This window comes from Neisseria weixii, from assembly GCF_042658245.1.
Taxonomy (GTDB): domain Bacteria; phylum Pseudomonadota; class Gammaproteobacteria; order Burkholderiales; family Neisseriaceae; genus Neisseria; species Neisseria weixii.
Genome location: NZ_JBHSPY010000010.1, coordinates 48,053 through 69,008, shown reverse-complemented (window position 1 = coordinate 69,008; position 20,956 = coordinate 48,053). Strand labels below are relative to the sequence as shown.

Here is a 20,956-nt window from a genome sequence, read left to right as displayed (position 1 = left end):
GATAGGCATATCCGCCCTATTTGTGATGCCGTCTGAAAATTTTTCAGACGGCATCACTTGCATGGTTTTGCTTTATATTCAGTCGGTTGTGTCGGCGAAGCATCGCCGACCTACATTTTTTGCTTACAGCCCCAATTCGCGCAGGAAACGGATATCGTCCGCCCAGCCGGATTTGACTTTCGCCCACACTTTTAAAAACACTTTGGCATTAAAGAGTTTTTCCATGTCCAAGCGTGCTTCGGTGGAGATTTTTTTCAGGCGTTCGCCGCCTTTTCCGATGAGGATGGCTTTTTGGCTGTCTTTGTCGACCAATACGGCGATGTAGATGTTTAACATGCCGGTTTCGCTTTCTTCGAATTGTTCGACTTCGACGTTCATCGCGTAAGGCAATTCTTCGCCCAAGTAGCGGAACAGTTTTTCGCGCACGATTTCCATGGCCAAAAAGCGGCTGGATTTGTCGGTGACCATGTCTTCGGGATACATGGGAATGCTTTCGGGCAGATACGGTTTGAGCTGCTCCAGCAGGTTGGCTATGCGTAAGCCGTGTTTGGCGCTGACGGCTTCGTGGCCGGCAAATTCAAATTCGGCTTTGACTTCGTTGACAAAGGCTTCGAGTGCGTATTTGTCTTTGGCTTTGTCTTTATCGATTTTGTTCACCACCAGTACAACCGGCGTGTGTGACGGCAATTGTTTCATCACCACACGGTCAGCATCGGTAAAGCGCATGGCTTCTACCACAAACACCGCCACATCGACGCCGCTTAATGCTTCGGTTACGTTTTGGTTGAGGCGGTCATTTAAGGCGTTGCGGTGATTGATTTGAAAACCGGGCGTATCGACGAACACGAATTGTGCGGTGTCGTCGGTGTAGATGCCGGTAACGCGGTTGCGCGTGGTTTGGGATTTTTTGCTGGTAATGCTGATTTTTTGGCCGATTAAGTGGTTCATCAGGGTGGATTTGCCCACGTTCGGCCGGCCGACAATGGCCACGAAGCCGCAACGGTAGTTTTCGCTACGCTGGGATTCGTTGTTTAAAAAGGTTTCGATGTCCATGTTTTACTTTCTTATTTTTTTCAGACGGCCTGTTTATGAAAACAGGCCGTCTGAAATGTGTATTGACAGGTTTTGGAATAAAGGCCGTCTGAAAACAAAACGGTTTGAAATCATAAATTTGCCTGCTTCGGCAACCACGCTTGTACGGCCTGCCGGATATTTACGGCTTCGGCTGCAATTTCGCTTTCCAGCTCGGTTTCGCTGCTTTCTCGAATTAGATCCAACTTCATACGCTCGTTGCGCTTAAGCTGTCGGCGTTCGGCCAAAATCGGCATATCGGCCACCACCTCATGCAACTTATTCATAGCCGGATATCTGCTGAAATCGAGTCCGGCTGATTCAATTAAAGGCTTTAGCCGCAACACGCCTTCGGATAAATTGCATTGTCCTTGCGCCATTGCCATAGCAATCAGATCTATGCTTTGAGCGAGTTTGCAGCGGCGCTCGTCTTGCGCTTGTTCGGCTTGCTGCTTTTGGCGGTACACTTTAAGCCACAAATGAGCGGCATACGCGGCCATAACCACAACGGCCAATGTGCCGATTATCATCAAAACTTTCATACGGCCTCACCCTTATTTTTTGCGCTTGATCGGGAATGTTTGTTCCAACCATTTCAATGCTTCGGCAGCGGCTTCCTGCTCGGCGGTTTTGCGGCTGGCGCCTTGGGCTTTGCAGATGAAACCGAGTTCGCCCAAATCACAGGAAATCACAAACCGGCTGTCGTTGGCTGTGCCGATTTGCTCTTCGATGCGGTATTTCGGCAAGGCCAAGCGGCGGGCTTGCAGGGCTTCTTGCAGCGTGGTTTTGTTGTCTTTGCCCTGATTTTTGAAATCGACCGATTTCACGCGGCCGGCAAACAAATGGCGTATGACTTTTTCCGCCGTGGCAAAATCAGCATCAAAGCTCACGGCGGCGAACATGGCTTCCATGGCATCGGCCAAGATGGAAGGCCGTCTGAAACCGCCGCTTTTGAGTTCGCCCGTACCTAAATACAAGCCGTCGCCGACATTCATTTCCAGCGCAATTTCGGCCAACACGCCTTCGTTCACTAAGTTGGCGCGCAAACGCGACAGCTCGCCTTCCGTCAATTTCGGAAAGGCATCAAACAACATTTTGGCGATGGTGTAGTTCAAAATCGCATCGCCGACAAATTCAAACCGCTCGTTGTGTTTCGCATTGAAACTGCGGTGGGTCAGGGCTTGCTGCAATAATTCGATACGGCGGAACGCATAACCCAAATGCTGCTGGATTCTTTGGTGCGCCTGCTGCTTCAATATATCGGGTTTCATCGGTTTCCTTTATGCGCAGCCTGAACGGGTTTCCATACTCCGCTAAAAATATGCAAACGCTTTAAGGCTGATTGGTTTTCAAGAGGCCTATTGTAACATTAATCCCCACATTTCATGGGCAGTAGCAAGTGCGAAAAACAGCCGAATCGTGTAAAATCCCCCCCCACATCATTGAGAAGCCAAACCTTATGAATATTTTTGCCCAAGCCCTGCAAACCGCGCTAGACCGCTGCATCGCCACCAAAACCGTGACCGAGCAAGGCCGAGCCGTGGGCTTTTTATACCGCGAAGAACCGGTGTTTGAAAACGACAGCGGCTGGCGTTTCTTCACCGGCGAAGAAAGCGACGAATACACCGACAACCCGGATAATTTCACCGTGTGCAGCATGTCGGACATCACCAAAAACAACCCCGACATCGTCGCCCTGCTCACCCGGCCGCAAGGCAGCGCGTGGGAATTGAGCGAAGACGGCGAATTCCAAGCCGTTGCCGATTGGCAGCCCAAAGATTAATTGTTCAGACGGCCTGACGGTTATGCCGTCTGAAACCACTTTTAAAGGATTAAACATGAACATCATCGAACCCGTTTTAGACGGCAAACAACTGCGCATCGGTATCGTGCAAGCGCGTTTCACCAACGAAATCGGCGGCGAAATGCTGAAAGTATGCTGCCGCACGCTGCAAGAATTAGGCGTGGCCGAGGAAAATATCACCATCGCAACCGTACCCGGCGCGCTGGAAGTGCCGATTGCCTTGATGAACCTCGCTTCATCCGAGCAATTTGACGCCCTGATTGCCATCGGCGTGGTGATTCGCGGCGAAACCTACCATTTTGAATTGGTGTCGAATGAATCCGGCTCCGGCGTGACCCGCGTCGGCTTGGATTACAACATCCCGATTGCCAACGCCATTCTCACCACCGAAAACGACGAACAAGCCGTTGCACGCATTGAAGAAAAAGCCTCTGATGCCGCCAAAGTTGCCGTAGAAATGGCCAACTTGGTGAATCGTTTGCTCGAAAACCAATTCGACGCAGAAGAAGACGAAGAATAATCCGACGCTTTGTTTCAGACGGCCTGCCATGTATCAGGCCGTCTGAAACCTTTTATAAGGACATCACCCATGAAAACACCACGCCGCCGCGCCCGCGAGCTTGCGGTACAGGCACTGTACCAATCCAATATCAACAATACCGCCGCTCCTGAAGTGGCGAAAAACATTCAAGACCTGCCTGATTTTGAAAAAGCAGACCAAGAATTGTTCACCAAATTATTCTTCGGCACCAAAACCAACGCTGCCGAATACATGGAACGCATCCGCCCGCTGCTCGACCGTGACGAAAAAGACTTAAGCCCGATCGAGCGCGCCGTATTGCTGATGGCCTGCCACGAATTATCCGCCATGCCGGAAACGCCGTATCCGGTCATCATCAACGAAGCGATTGAAGTGACCAAAACCTTCGGCGGCACCGACGGCCACAAATTCGTCAACGGCATTCTCGACCGCTTGGCCGTGCAATTGCGTCCGGACGATCCGAAACGCGGTTAATCCTTTGCCGTATAAAAAATGCCGTCTGAAAATTTTCAGACGGCATTTTTGTTTATATCAATCAATATTGCACCGACCAAGCCACGGTTTGGCCTGCGCGCATCGGCACCAACACTTCATCACCGTAAGGCATATTTTCAGGAACGGTTTGCGCTTGTTTTACCAAAGTGATGGTACGGCTGTTTTCCGGCAAGCCGTAGAAACGTGCGCCGTTTTTAGATGCAAAGGCTTCGAGTTTGTCAAGTGCACCGGCGTTTTCAAACACCTCGGCGTAAAGCTCGATGGCGGTCATGGCGCTGAACATACCGGCACAGCCGCAGGCATTTTCTTTGGCGGATTTGGCGTGTGGCGCGGAATCGGTGCCCAAGAAGAATTTATGCGCTTTGTCACCGGTAACGGCGGCAACCAAGGCTTGGCGGTGGGTTTCGCGTTTCAACACCGGCAGGCAGAAATGATGCGGATGCACACCGCCGACGAGCAAATCGTTGCGGTTGAGCAGCAGATGCTGCGGGGTCACGCTGGCGGCCACGTTGTCACCTGCTTCCAACACCAAGCGGGCGGCATCGGCGGTGGTGATGTGTTCAAACACCACTTTCAAATCGGGAACTTGCTGCAACACGGGCTTCATCACGCGCTCGATAAAGGCGGCTTCGCGGTCGAAAATATCGATTTCGGCCTCGGTCACTTCGCCATGCACCAAGAAACGCATGTCTTGCGCCGCCATTTCCTGCAACACGGGAATCAGTTTGAACAAATCGGTCACGCCGGAATCGGAATTGGTGGTGGCGCCGGCCGGATACAGTTTGAAGGCAACCATGCCGGCGGCTTTGGCTTCGCACACCAGTTCAGGTGTGGATTTGTCGGTGAGATACAGCGTCATCAATGGCTCAAAAGTGCTGCCTACAGGCAAGGCATCGAGAATGCGCTGTTTATACGCCAAGGTATCGGCCACGCTGACCACGGGCGGCTTCAGGTTGGGCATAATCACGGCGCGGCCCATTTGGCGGGCGGTGAAAGGAGCTACGGCTTTGAGTGCTTCGCCGTCGCGCAGGTGCAAATGCATGTCATCCGGCTGGATAATGGTCAGGGTTTGCATGGTGGTTTCCTTTTGGTTTTACGGTTTCAGACGGCCTTTTGTTCAGGCCGTCTGAAAATCAATTTGTTTGGTTCAATACCGGTTTGGAATGATAAATCTGATGGGTGAAATATAATGCGGCTTGCGCAGGCAACTGCTCCGATGGCGATGTATTGGCCGTCAGCACCCATTCTTCAGGGCTGCCCGATTCACGCCATGCATAGGAAAGCTGACGGAAAGGAAACGGCGATTGTGTGGATTTTTCGGAACGCAATTCATGGTTCATGCCTTGCGGCGCTTGCTCGACCAGTTGCATGAATTGCTGGCGCACCATATTCTCATCGGCTTTTTCGGTTTTGATGCTGCAGCTTTCCGGCGCAAGGCTGAGATAATAAGCCGTCTGGTTTTTCTCGAGCTTCCAAACGGCGTTCCAATCGAGTTCCATCATGCCGAAAGGCAGGTTTTTTACATCGTCTTCCGTCATGGCTTGTGCATCTTGTGCGCCCGCCCAAGCGGTCACTCGAGCCGGTTCGCCACGCAGCGTCACGCATGATTCGTTAAAAAGCTTCACCGCTTCTTGCGCCCGCTCTTCTCTTTGCTTGGGCGATAATTCTTCGCCGCCGCAAGCAACCAACACCAACAGCGTTGCACACAATAAGGTTTTCTGCATTTCAGACGGCCTATTTGTGTTTGAGCACCAAGGTAAACACACCTTCGCTTTCAGTCGATTCCAATAAAACATGGCCGGTTTGGCGGCAGAAGGCTTCAAAATCGCCCGGCGCCCCCGGGTCGGTGGCCAATACGGTCAACACTTCATCGGTTTGCATTTGTGCCAAGGCTTTTTTGGCACGCAAAATCGGCATCGGGCATTTCAAGCCGGTTACGTCTAAGGTTTGTGTCATGATGGTTTGCGTTTAATCTGGTTAAATATTAGGTTAATTATACCTGACTTGCTTGCACCTGCGCTTTTGAAACCCTAAAATGCAAAATATTTCATCATGGAGAGCGTTATGCGCCGCATCAGTTTGCTGGTTATGGTCTTGGCTGCCACTTCCGCTTTTGCCCTGCCCAAAAGCGATAAAGACAGCTTGGTCAACAGTCGTTATCAAGAAAGCGCCGGAGAAAAAGCGGCCCGCGAATTTAAAGAAGCCGAAGTCGGTTTACCTGCTCTGCCGGACACCAAATCAGGCGATTGGTTTGATATTTATGTGAGCGAAACCTATGCCAAGCAGCCGAAAATTTTATTGGACAGCCTGCAAATCATGCCTTCGCCAGACACCAGCATCCGCTATATTTTGAACACGCAGTCTTCTCAAGGTTACGATAACCTGACGGCCGAAGGTATTTTCTGCGCCCGCTCCAGCTTCAATTACGGCGGCGATAAACGCTCTTCGTATAAAATATTCGGCTATGGCGATCCGGTAAACAGCCGTTGGATTCAACCGCGCAATGCAGATTGGAAGCCGATGGGCGGCGCGATGAGCCGCAACGATGAACTGCGCAGCGTGCTTTATAACGCATTCTGTGTCGATGGTACGCCAAATACAGTGAAAGGTTTGATTGAGCGCTTGCAACAACGCGCCGGCCGCCACAAACCAAGCTTGGCCAATACCAACAAATAAAATTAAACAGGCCGTCTGAAAAATTCCCGCTTTCCGACGGCCTTTTACTTTAAATTTTTTCAGACGGCCTTATATCAAGTTTAAACTCTTGAAGGACTTAACGCCCATGAACATCAGCGAAATCGCCAAACGCTCGGGCTTGAGCAGCAAAATGATTCGTGACTATGAAAAAATCGGTTTGATTCCGGCCACCGGGCGCAACGAATCGGGGTATCGCCAATATCAGGAAAAAGATTTAGACACACTGATGTTTATCAAACACGCGCGTGATGTTGATTTTTCATTGGCGCAAATCGAAACTTTATTGCGGCTCAAACACAATCCGCAACGAACCAGCGCGCAAGTGAAGCAATTGGTGGCGGAACACATTGCCACGCTGCAAGAAAAAATCAGCCGCCTGCAAAGCATGACTGCTACGCTGCAATCTTGGCATGACTGCTGCCAAGGCAATGACGATCCCGAATGCGCGATTATTGAGCAACTTTCGGAAAATACGCTTAAGAAGTCTTGCCATGATTAATTCAGACGGCCTGAGACCTTTGCAAACCTATTGCCAAAGTTAACATAAACAAAACCTGCCTGAATGACTCAGGCAGGTTTTTTCATGCACAATCTTAGAAGCGGTGATGCAAGCCCAAAGAAGCGGCTGCTTGTTCCACTTTACCTTTATCTGTTGCGGTCAAAAGTGTTTTGTTGCCTACTCGCAGATAGCCGACTTGGCCGCGTGCTGAAGTGCGTTTGCTGAAGCGGTAATCGCCCCCGACAATCACTTGGTCGAATTTATCTACCAATTTTTCGCCACTGTCTACACCTTTAGCCGGCCAGCCGTGTGCGTAGGTAATGCGCGGACGCCAGTTGCCGAAGTTATAGCCTGCTGTTACGGCGGCATCAATAACTTTTACGGCTTCTTCTTTGCCGGCATCTTTGGTAATGTCGCTGCCGTTGTAGGTATTGAAGCCATCGGTGAAGTTAGCCAGATAAGTGTTGGCGCTCTCATTAGCTTTGGCATATTGCGCACCCAAGCCCAAAAATAAATTATTGGCATCGTAAGCGGTTTCCAAGCGGACGATGTGACCATCCTCGGTGCCGGCACGGTTTTTACGCAGGTTATAAGCCAGTTTGGTAAAAAATTGAGGATTGCTGTAGCTCACACCGGCAGTATATTGATCGCGTCCCGGCTCGGCATGGGTGTATTTATCTTCAGGATTCTGGTTGTCGCGCGGAGAATATTGCGCATTGAATTGGAAGCCTGACAACGACGGACTATCGTAACGAACCGATACATTGCGCGATCCGGTGCGGGTAAACACACCCAAACCTGTGGCGGTATTACTCCACATCCATGTATCAATGGTATCCATTTCGTTGAGCATATTGTTCAAATTACCGGCCCGCAGCTTACCGAAGCTGCCTTCTACACCGATAAACGAATCGCGGCTGCCCCATTTTTGGCTGTTGCTTTGCCCCAAAATGGATGCGCGCTGCTCCAACTGCCAAATAGCGGTCAAATTATTACTTAATTTTTCCTTACCCTTGAAACCGATACGCGAAGTATTGTCGTTAATACGGGTTGAGGTTGCGCTTTTTTCCGTACCGGCGCCGCCTTTGATTTTGACTTGGCTGGTGCTGACGCTGCTCTTTATTTGACCGTATAAGGTCACATCTGCATAAACGCCGCATGAAAATGCGGCGTAAGTGAGTGCGAGAATGGTTTTTTGCATGGTGAATATCTCCCTTTTCAAAAATATGGTTAAACCAGCCTCGACATATTAATGAATTTTCATTTTAAAGACAATAGCTTTTAAAACGATAGCAATTTTTATTTATTTTTGCTTCAAATGGTTCTGCCACGCTTGTAAAGCAAACAAAGCAAATATGGCGCCGTAGCGGTACAGTTTGGGCAGAGGCAAATGCGATGTTTTCGACAACAAGCTGGTGGATGAAGCGGCAAAACTACTGCCGAAGTCAGCCAATCGGTACAACATGGCTTCATTTTCAGCCGATTTCTGCGCACGGATTTCTTTAAGTCTGCGTTGTTTCAAATAAGAAGCAGCCACTTTTAAACGCGCCAGTTTAATTTCCAATTCGAGCAGCTCACGGGTTTCTTTTTGTTGTTGGTTCATTGGGACTCTCCTTGTTTATTCTTCGTTAATTTGACCACGCAAATAAGCAATATCGGATTGAATGTCTTTTAATGTGTTGCCGATGCGGTTGTTTTGGCCTTTCCAGCCATAGACAATACGGGCACAGGTAATGGCGATAATCAATAGGCTCAAGCCGGTAATGCCGAAAAATGTCCAAATTGCTTGCTGGTCGGTCAATACACGGTTTAAACCGAATAACAAACTAATCAACGCCACCAACAGCAATATGGCCGAAATCACCAACCAAATTATGCTGCGCACAGCATTACCCGCTTGTGCGGCCAAATCCAAATTCAGCAGTTGCAGACGCAGCATCAATAAATCGATACCTTGATTAAACACCAATTTGGTATGCTGGATATTCTCTTTGAGATTCATCTCTCTTCCCTTTCTCAACTTTATTTTGTTTTCACGCGTGTGAAATAGAAAGGCCGTCTGAAACCTATTTTCAGACGGCCTATCCATTGGCGATTAGCGGCGGTTCAGCAACACACCGACCACCAGACCGGCTAATGCGGCAAAGCCCATTGCGTAATAAGGTTTGTCACGCACGGCTTCATCGGCTTGTTGGGCGTGATGTTTCACACGTTCACTGGCTTCGGCCTCAAATTCAGCAAAGCGTTTTTTACCTTCTTTGAAACGCTCGGCAGCTTCGGCTTCAAATTCAGCGTATTTGTCGCGCGCTTGCTCGGCATGGTGGCGCAGACGCTCGGCAGCCTCAGCTTCAAATTTAGTCAGACGATCTTTGGCTGCATCCAATTTTTCCTGCAATTTTGCTTTGGCCTCTTTGGCTTCTTCAGTCGTTGCTTCCGCGCCTGCGTTGTATAAATCTTCTACATCATTCATTACTTCACGAATATCTTTCAACAGAGCTTCTTTTCGGGTTTCATAATCATGTTTTTTCATTGTTACGCTCCTTTGCGTGTTCGTTTGATGTTTTTTCAGTATAGAGAGAACGACATCGACTCACAAGATAATTTCCATAAAGATAATTTGAATTCTTGTAAAGATTGTTAGATTTTGAATGATTCAAATTTGCTGTGAAAAGTTTTTAAAAATGATTTGGCGGAAGCGGATTAGATCAGCTATCCTTTTGTGCGCTTAAAAATAGGCTGACTGAAACAAGCTGTCTGAAATCCATATTTTCAGACGGCCTTGCATATCATCACGGGTTAAAGGGCAGCCAGACACGCGCCAAAGCATACATCAATGCGCCGCCTACTCCCAGTATGAAAAATACTACGCCTTTTTTACGTGCATTCGGACAAAGCCAATATACTGCCAAACTAAAACTGAGAAATAAAACCCCCACGCGCCATAACAACGCTTTGTCTTTATAACGATTGAGTGTATAGGTTTCGGTCATCATCACATACAGCTGGAAAACTGCGGCAATACACATTGACATAATACCGGTCGGTAAGAAAATCAGCCCGAGTAATTCTTTATTCATCACTTTAATGCCGTCTGAAAAATCAATATGCCATTATAAAAGATTTTGCCATGCCCTGCTTTATCGGTTTTACCGAGTCAGGCCGTCTGAAAGACAGCAATTGGCTGATATAAAAGCACTATCTGTTTATATTCAAGAATCTGACGCTGCAAGCGGTTTTTCTCCATTCATCGGCATATAGGCTTAAAATAATGCGGTGAAACACGGCCTAACCGCATATTCATCTCATCCTAATATTCATACTACTGAATTTCCTTACCCGTTTGGCTGGACGTAATCGTCACACCGGCATTGCCATCATGAAATTGCGCCATCTCATAAATATAGTTTCCCCAACTCAAATTTGATTCCCATTTTTCATTAAAAATGCCGTCTGAAACATTTTTCAGACGGCATTTCAAACAAAATCCAGCAATTAGCCATGCAAAGCACGCTTGTCGGCAGCCAATGCCGCTTCATGCAACACTTCAGATAAGGTCGGGTGCGCATGGATGATGCGGGCGATGTCTTCGCTGCTGGCTGAAAATTCCAAGCTGGTTACGCCTTCAGATACCAATTCGCTCACCACCGGTCCGATCATATGCACGCCCAAAATGCGGTCGGTTTTCACGCAAGCCAACACTTTGATGGTGCCTTTGGCTTTGCCCATGGCCAATGCACGACCATTGGCGCCGAAGCCTGAAGTACCTTTTTTGTATTCAACACCTTCGGCTTTCAACTGCTCTTCGGTTTTGCCTACCCAAGCAATTTCAGGGTCGGTATAAATCACGAATGGCACGTTATTGAAGTCGATATGCGGTTTTTGGCCGGCAATACGCTCAGCCACGGCCACGCCTTCATCGCTGGCTTTGTGCGCCAACATCGGGCCGCGAACCACGTCACCAATTGCCCAAACATTTGGCAGGTTGGTTTTGCAATCGCCGTCTACTTTGATGAAACCGCGTTCGTCTTTTTCCAAGCCCACGGCTTCAACATTCAAACCGTTGGTGTTCGGAATGCGGCCGATGGCCACAATCAATTTATCAAAGGTTTCGGTTTTGGCTTCGCCTTTAGCAGTTTCGTATTGCACGGTCACGCCTTGTCCTGCTTTAATTTCACCGATTTTCACGCCTAATTCGATTTCCAAACCTTGTTCTTTAGTAAAGAATTTGAACGCCTCTTTGGCAATTTGCTGGTCGGCAGCAGCCAAGAAAGTCGGTGCGGCTTCCAGAATGGTAACTTCCGAACCCACACGCTTCCATACCGAACCCATTTCCAAACCAATTACACCCGAACCGATAACGCCCAATTTAGCCGGTACTTCAGTCAGGTTCAAAGCACCTTCGTTGTCCAATACATTCACGTTATCAATGGCAATTTGTGGCAATGGACGTGGTACAGAACCAGTCGCCACAATCACATGTTTGGCTTCAACAACGGTTTTTTCGCCTTTATTGTCTACTTCGATTTGATACAAATCGCCGTTTTTACCTTTGAACGAACCCAAGCCGAACAAGCTGTCAATTTTGTTCTTTTGGAACAAGAATTTCACACCGCCGGTCAATTTATTCACAATACCGTCTTTGCGTTCAATCATTTTGGCAGCATCAAATTTGATGTCGCCCACGGTAATACCGTGTTCGGCAAAGTCGTGTTGCACCGCATGGAAATGCTCTGAAGATTGCAACAAGGCTTTTGATGGGATGCAGCCTACGTTCAAGCAAGTACCGCCCAAAGCAGGCGCGTCGCCTGCTTTATTCACGCCGGCATCAATACAGGCTGTTTTGAAACCTAATTGTGCAGCACGGATGGCAGCAACATAACCGCCAGGACCCGCACCGATAACTATTACATCATATTGTGACATTTGAAATCCTTTGTCCTTCAAAAAGAATGTATCGAAAATAAGTGATGCCTAGCGTTTGTAGCGGCATGAATAAGGGCTAAATTCCTTCACTTCCATGCGTGTGATGTTATTGTAAACACGAATGGTAGCATTCGGATAGGATTGGCAAAGCGATTGCCGCGCCATTTGAATACCCGCTTTATTACTATCGAGCTCGAATTTTTTATTCAGCTGCTTACCTTGTGCATTATAAGCATTGACCGAGTATTCCCTACCGGAAAAAGCGGCACAAGCTGATAAAGCCAGAGTAGCCAAAATCATAAACGCTTGCTTCATGTTTGATACCCTCGACACGCTTTCAGACGGCCTTTAAGACCGTCTGAATATATTACAGATCTAACAACAAACGAGCTGGATCTTCCAAGGCATCTTTAATGGCCACCAAGGTCAATACCGCTTCGCGACCATCAATGATACGGTGGTCGTAAGACAGCGCCAAATACATCATAGGACGGACCACGACTTGACCGTTTTCCACCATGGCACGCTCTTTAGTGGCATGCATGCCTAAGATGGCAGATTGTGGCGGGTTGATGATTGGAGTAGACATCATCGAACCAAAAGTACCGCCGTTGGTGATGCTGAAGGTGCCGCCGGTCAAATCGTCCAAAGAGATTTTGCCATCTTTGGCTTTAACTGCGTAATCTACGATGGCTTTTTCAATGTCGGCAATGCTCATTTGATCTGCATCGCGCAAGATTGGCACGACCAAACCGCGTGGGCTGCCGATGGCAATACCGATGTCGAAGAAACCATGATAAACGATGTCGTTACCATCAACAGAAGCATTCACAATCGGATATTTCTTCAGCGCAGCGACAGCAGCTTTAACAAAGAAAGACATAAAGCCCAATTTAGTGCCGTGTTCTTTCTCGAATTTGTCTTTGTATTTTGCGCGCAAGTCCATGATTGGCTTCATGTTCACTTCGTTGAAAGTGGTCAATATGGCATTTTCTTGTTGAGAAGCCAACAGACGCTCTGCCACACGTGCACGCAAGCGGCTCATTGGAACGCGTTGCGCTGGACGTGCACCGGCAGGAACTGGCGCGCTGGCAGTGGCGGCAGGTTTAGCAACAGCATTTTGAACGTCTTCTTTCAAGACACGACCGTCACGGCCTGAACCTTGAACCGAATTCACATCTACGCCTTTTTCAGCAGCCAATTTAGCAGCGGCTGGCATAGCAGGGGCACCGGCCTGTACAGCAGGTTCTGGTTTGGATTCAGCAGCTTCGGCTTGCGGTGCAACTTCAGTAGCAGGTTGCGCGGCAGCCTCAGTATCGATGCGCGCCAGCACTTGGTCAGCTTCAACGGTTTCACCATCGCCAACAATGATTTCAGCCAATACACCGGCTTGTGGAGAAGGCACTTCCAAAACCACTTTGTCGGTTTCGATTTCAATCAGAATTTCATCGCGGGCAACTGCTTCACCAACTTTCTTTTTCCATTCCAACAAGGTACCTTCCGATACGCTTTCAGACAACATTGGCACTTTTACTTCAATAATCATTTTAGTCTCCGGTTTACCGCCTTTCAGACGGCCTTGTGATGTGTTCTTATTCCTACGGCCCGAGTCAGGCCGTAGGCGTTTCTCTCTTCAATTAGCCATTCAATGCGTCTCCAACTAATTGCTTCAGTTGGGCAACATGTTTGCTCATGTAACCCACTGCAGGCGATGCACTGCTTGGGCGGCCGGCATAAGACAGTTTTTGATCTTCGGCGATAACTGCCTCCAAACGGTGGCGGATTTGATAGAAAGCACCTTGATTTTGCGGTTCTTCTTGCGCCCAAACCACTTGTTTGGCATTCGGATATTTTGCTAGTTCCGCTTTCACCTCATTATCCGGGAACGGATATAGCTGTTCTACACGTATAATGGCCAAATCGTCTTCCAGCTTGCGCTCGGCCCGGCCTGAAGCCAAATCATAGTAAACCTGACCGGCACACAGAATCACACGTTTTACGCTGTCATCGCTGTTGCGTTCTGCTTTGTCTTCAATCACCGGACGGAAGCGCGAACCTTCGGTGAAATCAGACAATGGGCTCATGGCATCTTTGAAACGCAACAGGCGTTTCGACATAAAGATTACCAAAGGTTTACGGTAAGAGCCCAAGACCTGACGTTGCAACAAGTGAAACATTTGCGACGCTTCAGACGGCATCACGATCTGCATGTTGTGCTCGGCACACAATTGCAACCAACGTTCTAAACGGGCTGACGAATGCTCAGGACCTTGGCCATCATAGCCGTGAGGCAGAATAGTGGTCAGACCACATAAGCGCCCCCATTTGGTTTCGCCTGATGACAAGAATTGATCAATCACTACTTGTGCACCGTTGGAAAAGTCACCGAATTGAGCTTCCCAAATGGTCAGTTTATCCGGCGCCGAGCAGGCAAAGCCGTATTCATAGGCCATTACTGCTTCTTCGTTCAAGATCGAGTCGATAACTAAAAAATCGGCTGCGCCTTCGCCCATATTACGTAATGGCACATAGGCACCATCGTCCCATTTTTCACGTTTTTGATCGTGAATGACTGCATGACGGTGTGAGAAGGTGCCGCGACCTGAGTCTTCACCGGAAATACGTACGCCCGCACCTTTGGTCACCAAGTTGGCATAGGCAATGGTTTCAGCCATACCCCAGTCAATCGGCTGCTTACCGGCAGCCATGGCTTTACGGGCTTCATTTACACGTTTAGCAGTGGCATGCAGGGTGTAGTTATCCGGAATATTGGTGAACTTATCAGCCAAACGTTGGATATCGGCAGCAGGCAAGCTGGTATCGACATCTTCACGCCAGTCTTGGCCTTGGTATTTGCTCCAATCAATGCTGGTGCGTTGGAAATTGCTTAATGTGGTTTGTTCGACATGTTCCCCTTTATCCAAGGCATCACGATAAGCCTGAACCAAAGCATCTGCTTCGGCTTGAGTAATCACATTTTCAGCAATCAATTTCTCAACATACATGGCGCGAGTGCCCGGATGTTGGGCAACTTTTTTGTACATCATCGGTTGGGTCAAAGTCGGGTCATCGCCCTCGTTGTGACCCCATTTGCGATAACATACTACATCGATAACGATGTCTTTTTTGAAGGTTTTGCGGTAATCCAAAGCTGCTTGGATAGCAAAGCATACACGTTCCGGATCATCTCCGTTAACATGGATAACCGGCGCAGAAACCATTTTTGCCACATCGGTACAATATACTGTTGAACGGGTATCGCGCGTATCGGAAGTGGTAAAGCCGATTTGGTTATTGATGACGATATGAACCGTACCGCCGGTAGTATAACCACGGGTTTGCGATAAGTTGAACGTCGCTTGGTTAACACCCAAACCGATAAATGCAGAGTCACCATGAATCAAAACCGGCAATACTTTTTCTCGGCCGTTCTTACCCAAGCGCTCTTGCTTTGCACGAGCAGAACCTTCTACCATCGGGTTCACGATTTCCAAGTGCGACGGATTAAAAGCCAATGAAACATGCATAGGACCATTTGGTGTTGCGATATCAGAGCTGAAACCCATATGGTATTTCACGTCACCGCTTGGGTGCTTTATTTCGGCACGACCTTCAAACTCGGCAAACAAGTCGCCCGGTTTTTTGCCTAAAGTGTTTACCAACACGTTCAGACGGCCACGGTGTGCCATACCGATGATGACTTCTTCTACGCCATCTTTACCGGCATTTTGAATTAAGTAATTCAAGCCGGCGATAACACTTTCGCCACCTTCAACACCGAAACGTTTTTGACCGACGTATTTGGTATGCAGGTAACGCTCTAAGGTTTCCGCAGCAGTTAATTGTTTCAATAAGTATCGTTTTTGTTCTTTAGTATATCGTGGAGTAGACAGCACGCTTTCAAAGTAATTGCGAATCCAGCGGCGCTCTTCGGTTTCCGGAATATACATATATTCCACCGCCAAATGGCCGCAATAAGTTTGCTTCAAATTCTTAACGATTTCAGATAAGGCCATTTTTTCTTGGCCGTCGAAATCGCCTTCCCCCATACTGAATTTCACAGCAATATCGGCATCTGTCAGACCATGGAATTTAGGATCCAATGCTTCTAAATATTTAGGCGGCATCCGTTTTAACGGATCCAATTGCGCCGCACCAACGCCTTGGATGCGGTAAGCAGAAATCATACGCAACACGCCAACCTGTTTTTTCAACATCGCTTCATCAACGTTACCTGCAATAGCAGCCGTTGATTTTGTCTTAGCCAAATTGGCAAATGATTCACGAATCGGTGCATGGGCAACGTCTACATCAGTTGCCCCCGGTAACTTGGTTAAGTCAGTAAAGTATTGCTTCCACTTATCTTCTACTGAGTTTGGGTCAACCAAGAAAGCTTCGTATAACTCCTCAATATAAGGGGCATTCGAACCAAACAGATAAGAGAAATTAAGTTTTTCTTCCATCATGGCGTGCGCTCTTTTCTTTAAGATATAAATAAAGGGTAGAACTTTGTGCTACTTTAACGGATTTCAGGCCGTCTGAAGATGACACTTTATTCTACCCTATTCCGAACTAATTGCCTGTAAATATTTTGTCTTAAATCAATAAAACTAATCTAACAGACTTTTTAGTCTTTAAAAATGTAAATTGACAATCGATTAAAAAACTAATTAACGTTCATCAACCGGCACGAAATCACGACGGCCTTCACCGGTGTACAATTGACGCGGGCGGCCGATTTTCAGTGCCGGATCACCAATCATCTCATGCCAATGAGAAATCCAACCTACACTGCGCGCCAAGGCAAAGATAACGGTAAACATCTCTGTTGGAATACCCAAGGCAGACAATACGATACCCGAATAGAAATCAACGTTTGGATAAAGTTTGCGTTCAATAAAGAATGGATCCTTTAATGCAATTTGTTCCAATTCCATGGCCAGTTTGAATTTAGGACTGTCTTCCAAACCCAATTCTTTCAAAACTTCATAGCAGGTTTCACGCATGATGTTGGCGCGTGGATCCATGTTGCGGTAAACGCGGTGACCAAAACCCATCAAGCGGTATTTACGTTGCTTCACGCCTTCCATGTAGGCTTCTACATTAGAAACGTCGCCGATTTCATCCAACATATTCAAAACAGCTTCGTTGGCACCTCCATGCGATGCCCCCCATAAACAGGCAATACCCGCTGCAATACATGCAAAAGGATTGGCGCCGGAAGAGCCGGCCAAGCGTACAGTTGAAGTAGATGCATTTTGCTCGTGATCCGCATGCAGAATGAAGATACGGTCTAAGGCGCGGGCCAAAACAGGATTTGGCTTATATTCTTCACATGGCGTGGCAAACATCATATGCAGGAAGTTTTCTGCATAAGTCAGATTATTTTTCGGATAGTTAAACGGCAAGCCATTTGAGTAGCGGTAACACATTGCCGCAATCGTCGGAATTTTGGAAATCAAACGATAAATGGCAATTTCACGGTGTTTCTGATCGGTAATATCCAAGCTGTCTTGGTAGAAAGCAGACAAGGCGCCAACTACCCCCACCATCATTGCCATTGGATGCGCATCGCGACGGAAGCCGCGGAAGAACCAAGTCAACTGTTCGTGCACCATAGTGTGGTGGCTTACGATATTGGTAAATTCTTTTTTCTGTTCTGCATTCGGTAATTCGCCATAAATCAACAAGTAGCAAACTTCCAAATAATCGGATTTTTCTGCCAATTGCTCAATTGGATAACCGCGGTAGTAAAGCAAACCTTCTTCACCATCGATATAGGTAATCTTAGATTCACAGCTTGCAGTGGACACAAAACCAGGGTCAAAAGAGAACAAACCAGTGTGTTTGGTTAATGCGCGGATATCGATGACATCATTTCCTAATGATGCTTCCAATACCGGCAATTCCAATGCCTCTTGGTTTGGGGTGTTGAGTTTTACTGTTTTAGACATTCTCTGCTCCTTTGTAAAATGAGGCTTTTATGCGTTTTGCTTTACAGCACGGTCTTATTTTCAGACGAACTATAAACTATTTCACAATATATTGAAAAACACTGTATCAATATTTTATTTTATGCCTGTCTGATTCTATCAAGCAATGGAATAAGATGAGTTTTTTCAGTTTTCGTATAACCGTTAACCAAAGCTAACAAGTCTTGATCTTGAAACTCAAGAATTTCAACAAACGCGGATAATTCCTCATCATTTAATTGCTCAAATTCTCTTTCTATAAACCGGCCAAGAACCAAATCAAGCTCTAATAGCCCTCGACGGGTTTGAAAACGGATTTTTCGTTTTGCAGTATCATCAAATACCATTTTAGACTGCTCGTTTCAACATAATTTCTTTAATCTTACCGATTGCACGAGTAGGATTCAAGTGTTTCGGGCAAACATCAACACAGTTCATAATGGTATGGCAGCGGAACAAACGATACGGATCGTTCAAATCATCCAAACGCTCGTTGGTAATGGTATCGCGACTATCAGCAATAAAACGGTAAGCATTTAACAAACCAGACGGGCCTACGAATTTATCAGGATTCCACCAGAATGAAGGGCATGCAGTCGAACAACATGCACACAAGATACACTCATACAAACCATCCAGTTCTTTACGATCTTCTTGAGTTTGCAAACGCTCTTTATCCGAATCAATCGGCGTATCGTTTACCACATAAGGTTTAATAGAATGATATTGTTTAAAGAATTGAGTCATATCCACGATCAAATCGCGGATAACCGGTAAGCCCGGCAATGGACGGATTTTAATCGGCTGCTTCAGGCTACGAATGTCAGTCAAACAAGCTAAGCCGTTTTTACCGTTGATGTTCATGCCGTCTGAACCGCAAATACCTTCGCGGCAGGAGCGACGGAACGACAAGGTATCGTCTTGAGCTTTCAGCTTAACCAATGCATCCAATAATTTCACGTCGGTTGGTTCGATCTCCAACTCGTATTTCTGCATATAAGGTTTTGCATCAACATCAGGGTTGTAGCGGTAAACTTCAAAACTTACTTTTTCCATGAGAAGTGTTCCTTTTCTCACGAGCGGCTTGATGAATGATTATAGAATTTCAAACCGTCGGTGTAGGGTCTATTTTTCTGATATTTTCAGGCAGCCTTTAATACGCTAATACGCCGCCTGAAATCTGGATACATTAGTAAACGCGTTTGGCCGGTTCGATATAATCAACGGTCAGCGGCTTGGTGTGTACCGGTTTATAACTCAAGGTGTTGCTCAATGAATGATACAGGGTATGTTTCATCCAGTTTTCATCATCGCGCTCAGGGTGGTCATCTGAAGCATGTGCTCCACGTGACTCTTTACGCGCCTCAGCAGATACCAAAGTTGCTTTCGCTACTTCAATCAGGTTATCCAATTCTAAAGCCTCAATGCGCGCAGTATTCCACACTTTGCTCTTGTCTTTGATTTCGGTGCGTTTCACACGCTCGGCGATTTCCATAATTTCTTTTACGCCTTTGCTCAAAATTTCATCGGTACGGAATACACCTGCGTGAAGTTGAACAGAACGCTGCAAATCACGACGCAATTCATCAACATTTTCACCATCAGTTTGGTTATCCAAACGATCCAAGCGTTGCGCAGTCAACTGACCGGCATTTTCCGGCAAAGCTTTCCAACCTTCTTGCGCTCTAATGAAATCGATCATGCTATCGCCCGCTGCTTTACCAAACACTACCAAGTCAAGCAATGAATTGGTACCCAAACGGTTGGCGCCGTGAACAGAAGCACACGCACACTCACCGGCAGCATACAAGCCTTTTACCACTGACTCATATTCGTCGCCCTTAGGCACAATCACTTCACCATGATAGTTAGTCGGAATACCACCCATCATATAGTGGGTTGTCGGCACAACAGGAATCGGGTCTTTAATTGGGTCGATACCGGCAAACTGGATAGAAATCTCACGAATACCCGGCAGTTTTTCCATAATCTTTTCGGCACCGATGTGGTCGATTTTCAGCAATACATGGTCTTTGTTTTTACCACAGCCACGACCTTCATAAATCTCCATCGCCATGGCGCGGGAAACCACGTCACGAGACGCCAGGTCTTTAACGGTTGGCGCATAACGTTCCATGAAACGTTCGCCGTTAGCGTTCAGCAAAATGCCACCCTCACCACGCACACCTTCGGTAATCAATACGCCGGCACCTGCCACACCGGTCGGATGGAATTGCCAGAATTCCATGTCTTCCAATGGAATACCTGCACGGGCGCAAATACCCAAACCGTCACCGGTATTCATGTAGGCATTGGTCGAAGATGCGTAAATACGCCCCCCCCCACCGGTAGCAAACATTACCGCTTTAGCGTGGAAAATGTACACATCACCAGTTTCCATTTCCATAGCAGTCACACCAACCACATCACCTTCTTCATCACGAATCAGGTCTAATGCCGTCCACTCTACAAAGAATTGGGTATTGGCGCGAACGTTTTGCTGATACAAAGTATGCAGCATGGCATGACCGGTGCGGTCGGCAACCGCACAGGCACGCTCTACCGCACGCTTACCATGTTCAGCCGTATGACCACCAAACGGACGTTGGTAAATTTTGCCGCTTTCCACACGGTCAAAAGGCATACCCATGTGTTCCAGCTCGATAACCGCTTCAGGTGCCGCACGACACATAAATTCAATCGCATCTTGGTCGCCCAACCAGTCAGAGCCTTTTACGGTGTCGTACATATGCCAATCCCAACGATCTTCCTGTACGTTACCCAAGGAAGCAGAAATACCGCCTTGTGCAGCAACAGTATGCGAACGGGTCGGAAACACTTTAGACAATACGGCACAATTCAGACCGGATTTAGACAATTGCAGGGCAGCACGCAGACCTGCACCACCGCCGCCAACAATCACGGCATCAAACTTGCGAACAGGAAAACTCATA

The 20,956-nt window shown here is 47.5% G+C and carries 24 protein-coding genes; 5 read left to right on the top strand and 19 right to left on the bottom strand.

The annotated features are described in order from the left end of the window. Window positions 1-123: 123 nt before the first annotated feature. From era to rnc, 3 genes are all read right to left on the bottom strand, one after another. The gene (gene era, locus ACFPVS_RS06965) at window positions 124-1,053 is read right to left on the bottom strand and encodes a GTPase Era (RefSeq protein ID WP_096295555.1); all 930 of its coding nucleotides are present in this window, start codon (window positions 1,051-1,053) and stop codon (window positions 124-126) included. A 110-nt stretch (window positions 1,054-1,163) separates the two neighbouring features. After that, window positions 1,164-1,613 carry a DUF2489 domain-containing protein gene (locus tag ACFPVS_RS06960; RefSeq protein WP_198345271.1) on the bottom strand — a complete coding sequence of 150 codons (450 nt, stop codon included), beginning with the start codon at window positions 1,611-1,613 and terminating at the stop codon, window positions 1,164-1,166. A gap of 12 nt (window positions 1,614-1,625) precedes the next feature. Next, complete coding sequence (gene rnc / locus ACFPVS_RS06955; protein WP_096295556.1) at window positions 1,626-2,342, bottom strand: ribonuclease III; 717 nt, start codon at window positions 2,340-2,342, stop codon at window positions 1,626-1,628. 188 nt (window positions 2,343-2,530) lie between these two features. On the opposite strand from rnc, the gene ACFPVS_RS06950 reads away from it, so the two are divergent. The 3 genes from ACFPVS_RS06950 (at window position 2,531) to nusB (ending at window position 3,890) form a co-directional block, all read left to right on the top strand. Beyond that, window positions 2,531-2,854: a DUF2185 domain-containing protein gene (locus tag ACFPVS_RS06950; RefSeq protein WP_096295557.1), complete on the top strand. Its 324-nt coding sequence runs from the start codon at window positions 2,531-2,533 to the stop codon at window positions 2,852-2,854. Window positions 2,855-2,909: 55 nt separating this feature from the next. Further along, window positions 2,910-3,395 carry a 6,7-dimethyl-8-ribityllumazine synthase gene (ribH, locus tag ACFPVS_RS06945; RefSeq protein WP_096296151.1) on the top strand — a complete coding sequence of 162 codons (486 nt, stop codon included), beginning with the start codon at window positions 2,910-2,912 and terminating at the stop codon, window positions 3,393-3,395. Window positions 3,396-3,464: 69 nt separating this feature from the next. After that, the gene (gene nusB / locus ACFPVS_RS06940) at window positions 3,465-3,890 is read left to right on the top strand and encodes a transcription antitermination factor NusB (RefSeq protein ID WP_096295558.1); all 426 of its coding nucleotides are present in this window, start codon (window positions 3,465-3,467) and stop codon (window positions 3,888-3,890) included. A 61-nt stretch (window positions 3,891-3,951) separates the two neighbouring features. On the opposite strand, the gene pyrC is transcribed toward nusB, so the two are convergent. The 3 genes from pyrC to ACFPVS_RS06925 are packed head-to-tail and all read right to left on the bottom strand — an operon-like array spanning window position 3,952 to window position 5,870. Beyond that, the gene (gene pyrC / locus ACFPVS_RS06935) at window positions 3,952-4,986 is read right to left on the bottom strand and encodes a dihydroorotase (RefSeq protein WP_096295559.1); all 1,035 of its coding nucleotides are present in this window, start codon (window positions 4,984-4,986) and stop codon (window positions 3,952-3,954) included. Window positions 4,987-5,044: 58 nt separating this feature from the next. Beyond that, on the bottom strand, window positions 5,045-5,635 hold the full coding sequence (locus tag ACFPVS_RS06930; RefSeq protein ID WP_096295560.1) for an NMCC_0638 family (lipo)protein: 591 nt from the start codon (window positions 5,633-5,635) through the stop codon (window positions 5,045-5,047). 10 nt (window positions 5,636-5,645) lie between these two features. Then, complete coding sequence (locus ACFPVS_RS06925; protein ID WP_123804423.1) at window positions 5,646-5,870, bottom strand: sulfurtransferase TusA family protein; 225 nt, start codon at window positions 5,868-5,870, stop codon at window positions 5,646-5,648. Window positions 5,871-5,975: 105 nt separating this feature from the next. Between ACFPVS_RS06925 and ACFPVS_RS06920 the strand changes: the two genes are divergently transcribed. Next, entirely contained in the window at window positions 5,976-6,587 is a 612-nt protein-coding gene (locus ACFPVS_RS06920; RefSeq protein WP_096295561.1) for a CNP1-like family protein, read from the top strand. Between the two features lie 106 nt (window positions 6,588-6,693). Next, window positions 6,694-7,107 (top strand): Cu(I)-responsive transcriptional regulator, encoded by a 414-nt coding sequence (cueR, locus tag ACFPVS_RS06915; RefSeq protein WP_096295562.1) that lies wholly within the window; start codon window positions 6,694-6,696, stop codon window positions 7,105-7,107. Between the two features lie 94 nt (window positions 7,108-7,201). On the opposite strand, the gene ACFPVS_RS06910 is transcribed toward cueR, so the two are convergent. From ACFPVS_RS06910 to sdhA, 13 genes are all read right to left on the bottom strand, one after another. Then, window positions 7,202-8,308 carry a porin gene (locus ACFPVS_RS06910; protein ID WP_096295563.1) on the bottom strand — a complete coding sequence of 369 codons (1,107 nt, stop codon included), beginning with the start codon at window positions 8,306-8,308 and terminating at the stop codon, window positions 7,202-7,204. A 102-nt stretch (window positions 8,309-8,410) separates the two neighbouring features. Further along, a complete protein-coding gene (locus tag ACFPVS_RS06905; RefSeq protein ID WP_096295564.1) occupies window positions 8,411-8,710 on the bottom strand; it encodes a hypothetical protein in 300 nt (99 codons plus the stop codon). 15 nt (window positions 8,711-8,725) lie between these two features. Then, window positions 8,726-9,109: a phage holin family protein gene (locus tag ACFPVS_RS06900; RefSeq protein ID WP_096295565.1), complete on the bottom strand. Its 384-nt coding sequence runs from the start codon at window positions 9,107-9,109 to the stop codon at window positions 8,726-8,728. 93 nt (window positions 9,110-9,202) lie between these two features. Further along, window positions 9,203-9,637 carry an ElaB/YgaM/YqjD family protein gene (locus ACFPVS_RS06895; protein WP_096295566.1) on the bottom strand — a complete coding sequence of 145 codons (435 nt, stop codon included), beginning with the start codon at window positions 9,635-9,637 and terminating at the stop codon, window positions 9,203-9,205. A gap of 259 nt (window positions 9,638-9,896) precedes the next feature. After that, entirely contained in the window at window positions 9,897-10,184 is a 288-nt protein-coding gene (locus tag ACFPVS_RS06890; RefSeq protein ID WP_096295567.1) for a hypothetical protein, read from the bottom strand. 415 nt (window positions 10,185-10,599) lie between these two features. Then, on the bottom strand, window positions 10,600-12,030 hold the full coding sequence (lpdA, locus tag ACFPVS_RS06885; RefSeq protein ID WP_096295568.1) for a dihydrolipoyl dehydrogenase: 1,431 nt from the start codon (window positions 12,028-12,030) through the stop codon (window positions 10,600-10,602). 48 nt (window positions 12,031-12,078) lie between these two features. Beyond that, window positions 12,079-12,345 carry a hypothetical protein gene (locus ACFPVS_RS06880; RefSeq protein ID WP_096295569.1) on the bottom strand — a complete coding sequence of 89 codons (267 nt, stop codon included), beginning with the start codon at window positions 12,343-12,345 and terminating at the stop codon, window positions 12,079-12,081. Window positions 12,346-12,397: 52 nt separating this feature from the next. Beyond that, complete coding sequence (odhB, locus tag ACFPVS_RS06875; RefSeq protein WP_096295570.1) at window positions 12,398-13,576, bottom strand: 2-oxoglutarate dehydrogenase complex dihydrolipoyllysine-residue succinyltransferase; 1,179 nt, start codon at window positions 13,574-13,576, stop codon at window positions 12,398-12,400. A gap of 91 nt (window positions 13,577-13,667) precedes the next feature. Further along, window positions 13,668-16,496, bottom strand: coding sequence for a 2-oxoglutarate dehydrogenase E1 component (locus ACFPVS_RS06870; RefSeq protein ID WP_378595524.1), 2,829 nt, complete (start codon window positions 16,494-16,496; stop codon window positions 13,668-13,670). 204 nt (window positions 16,497-16,700) lie between these two features. Then, entirely contained in the window at window positions 16,701-17,984 is a 1,284-nt protein-coding gene (gene gltA, locus ACFPVS_RS06865) for a citrate synthase (protein WP_123804415.1), read from the bottom strand. A 119-nt stretch (window positions 17,985-18,103) separates the two neighbouring features. Further along, entirely contained in the window at window positions 18,104-18,349 is a 246-nt protein-coding gene (locus tag ACFPVS_RS06860; protein WP_096295571.1) for an FAD assembly factor SdhE, read from the bottom strand. A 1-nt stretch (window position 18,350) separates the two neighbouring features. After that, complete coding sequence (locus tag ACFPVS_RS06855) at window positions 18,351-19,058, bottom strand: succinate dehydrogenase iron-sulfur subunit (protein WP_095502133.1); 708 nt, start codon at window positions 19,056-19,058, stop codon at window positions 18,351-18,353. Window positions 19,059-19,191: 133 nt separating this feature from the next. Next, complete coding sequence (gene sdhA / locus ACFPVS_RS06850) at window positions 19,192-20,955, bottom strand: succinate dehydrogenase flavoprotein subunit (RefSeq protein ID WP_123804412.1); 1,764 nt, start codon at window positions 20,953-20,955, stop codon at window positions 19,192-19,194. Window position 20,956: the final 1 nt, after the last annotated feature.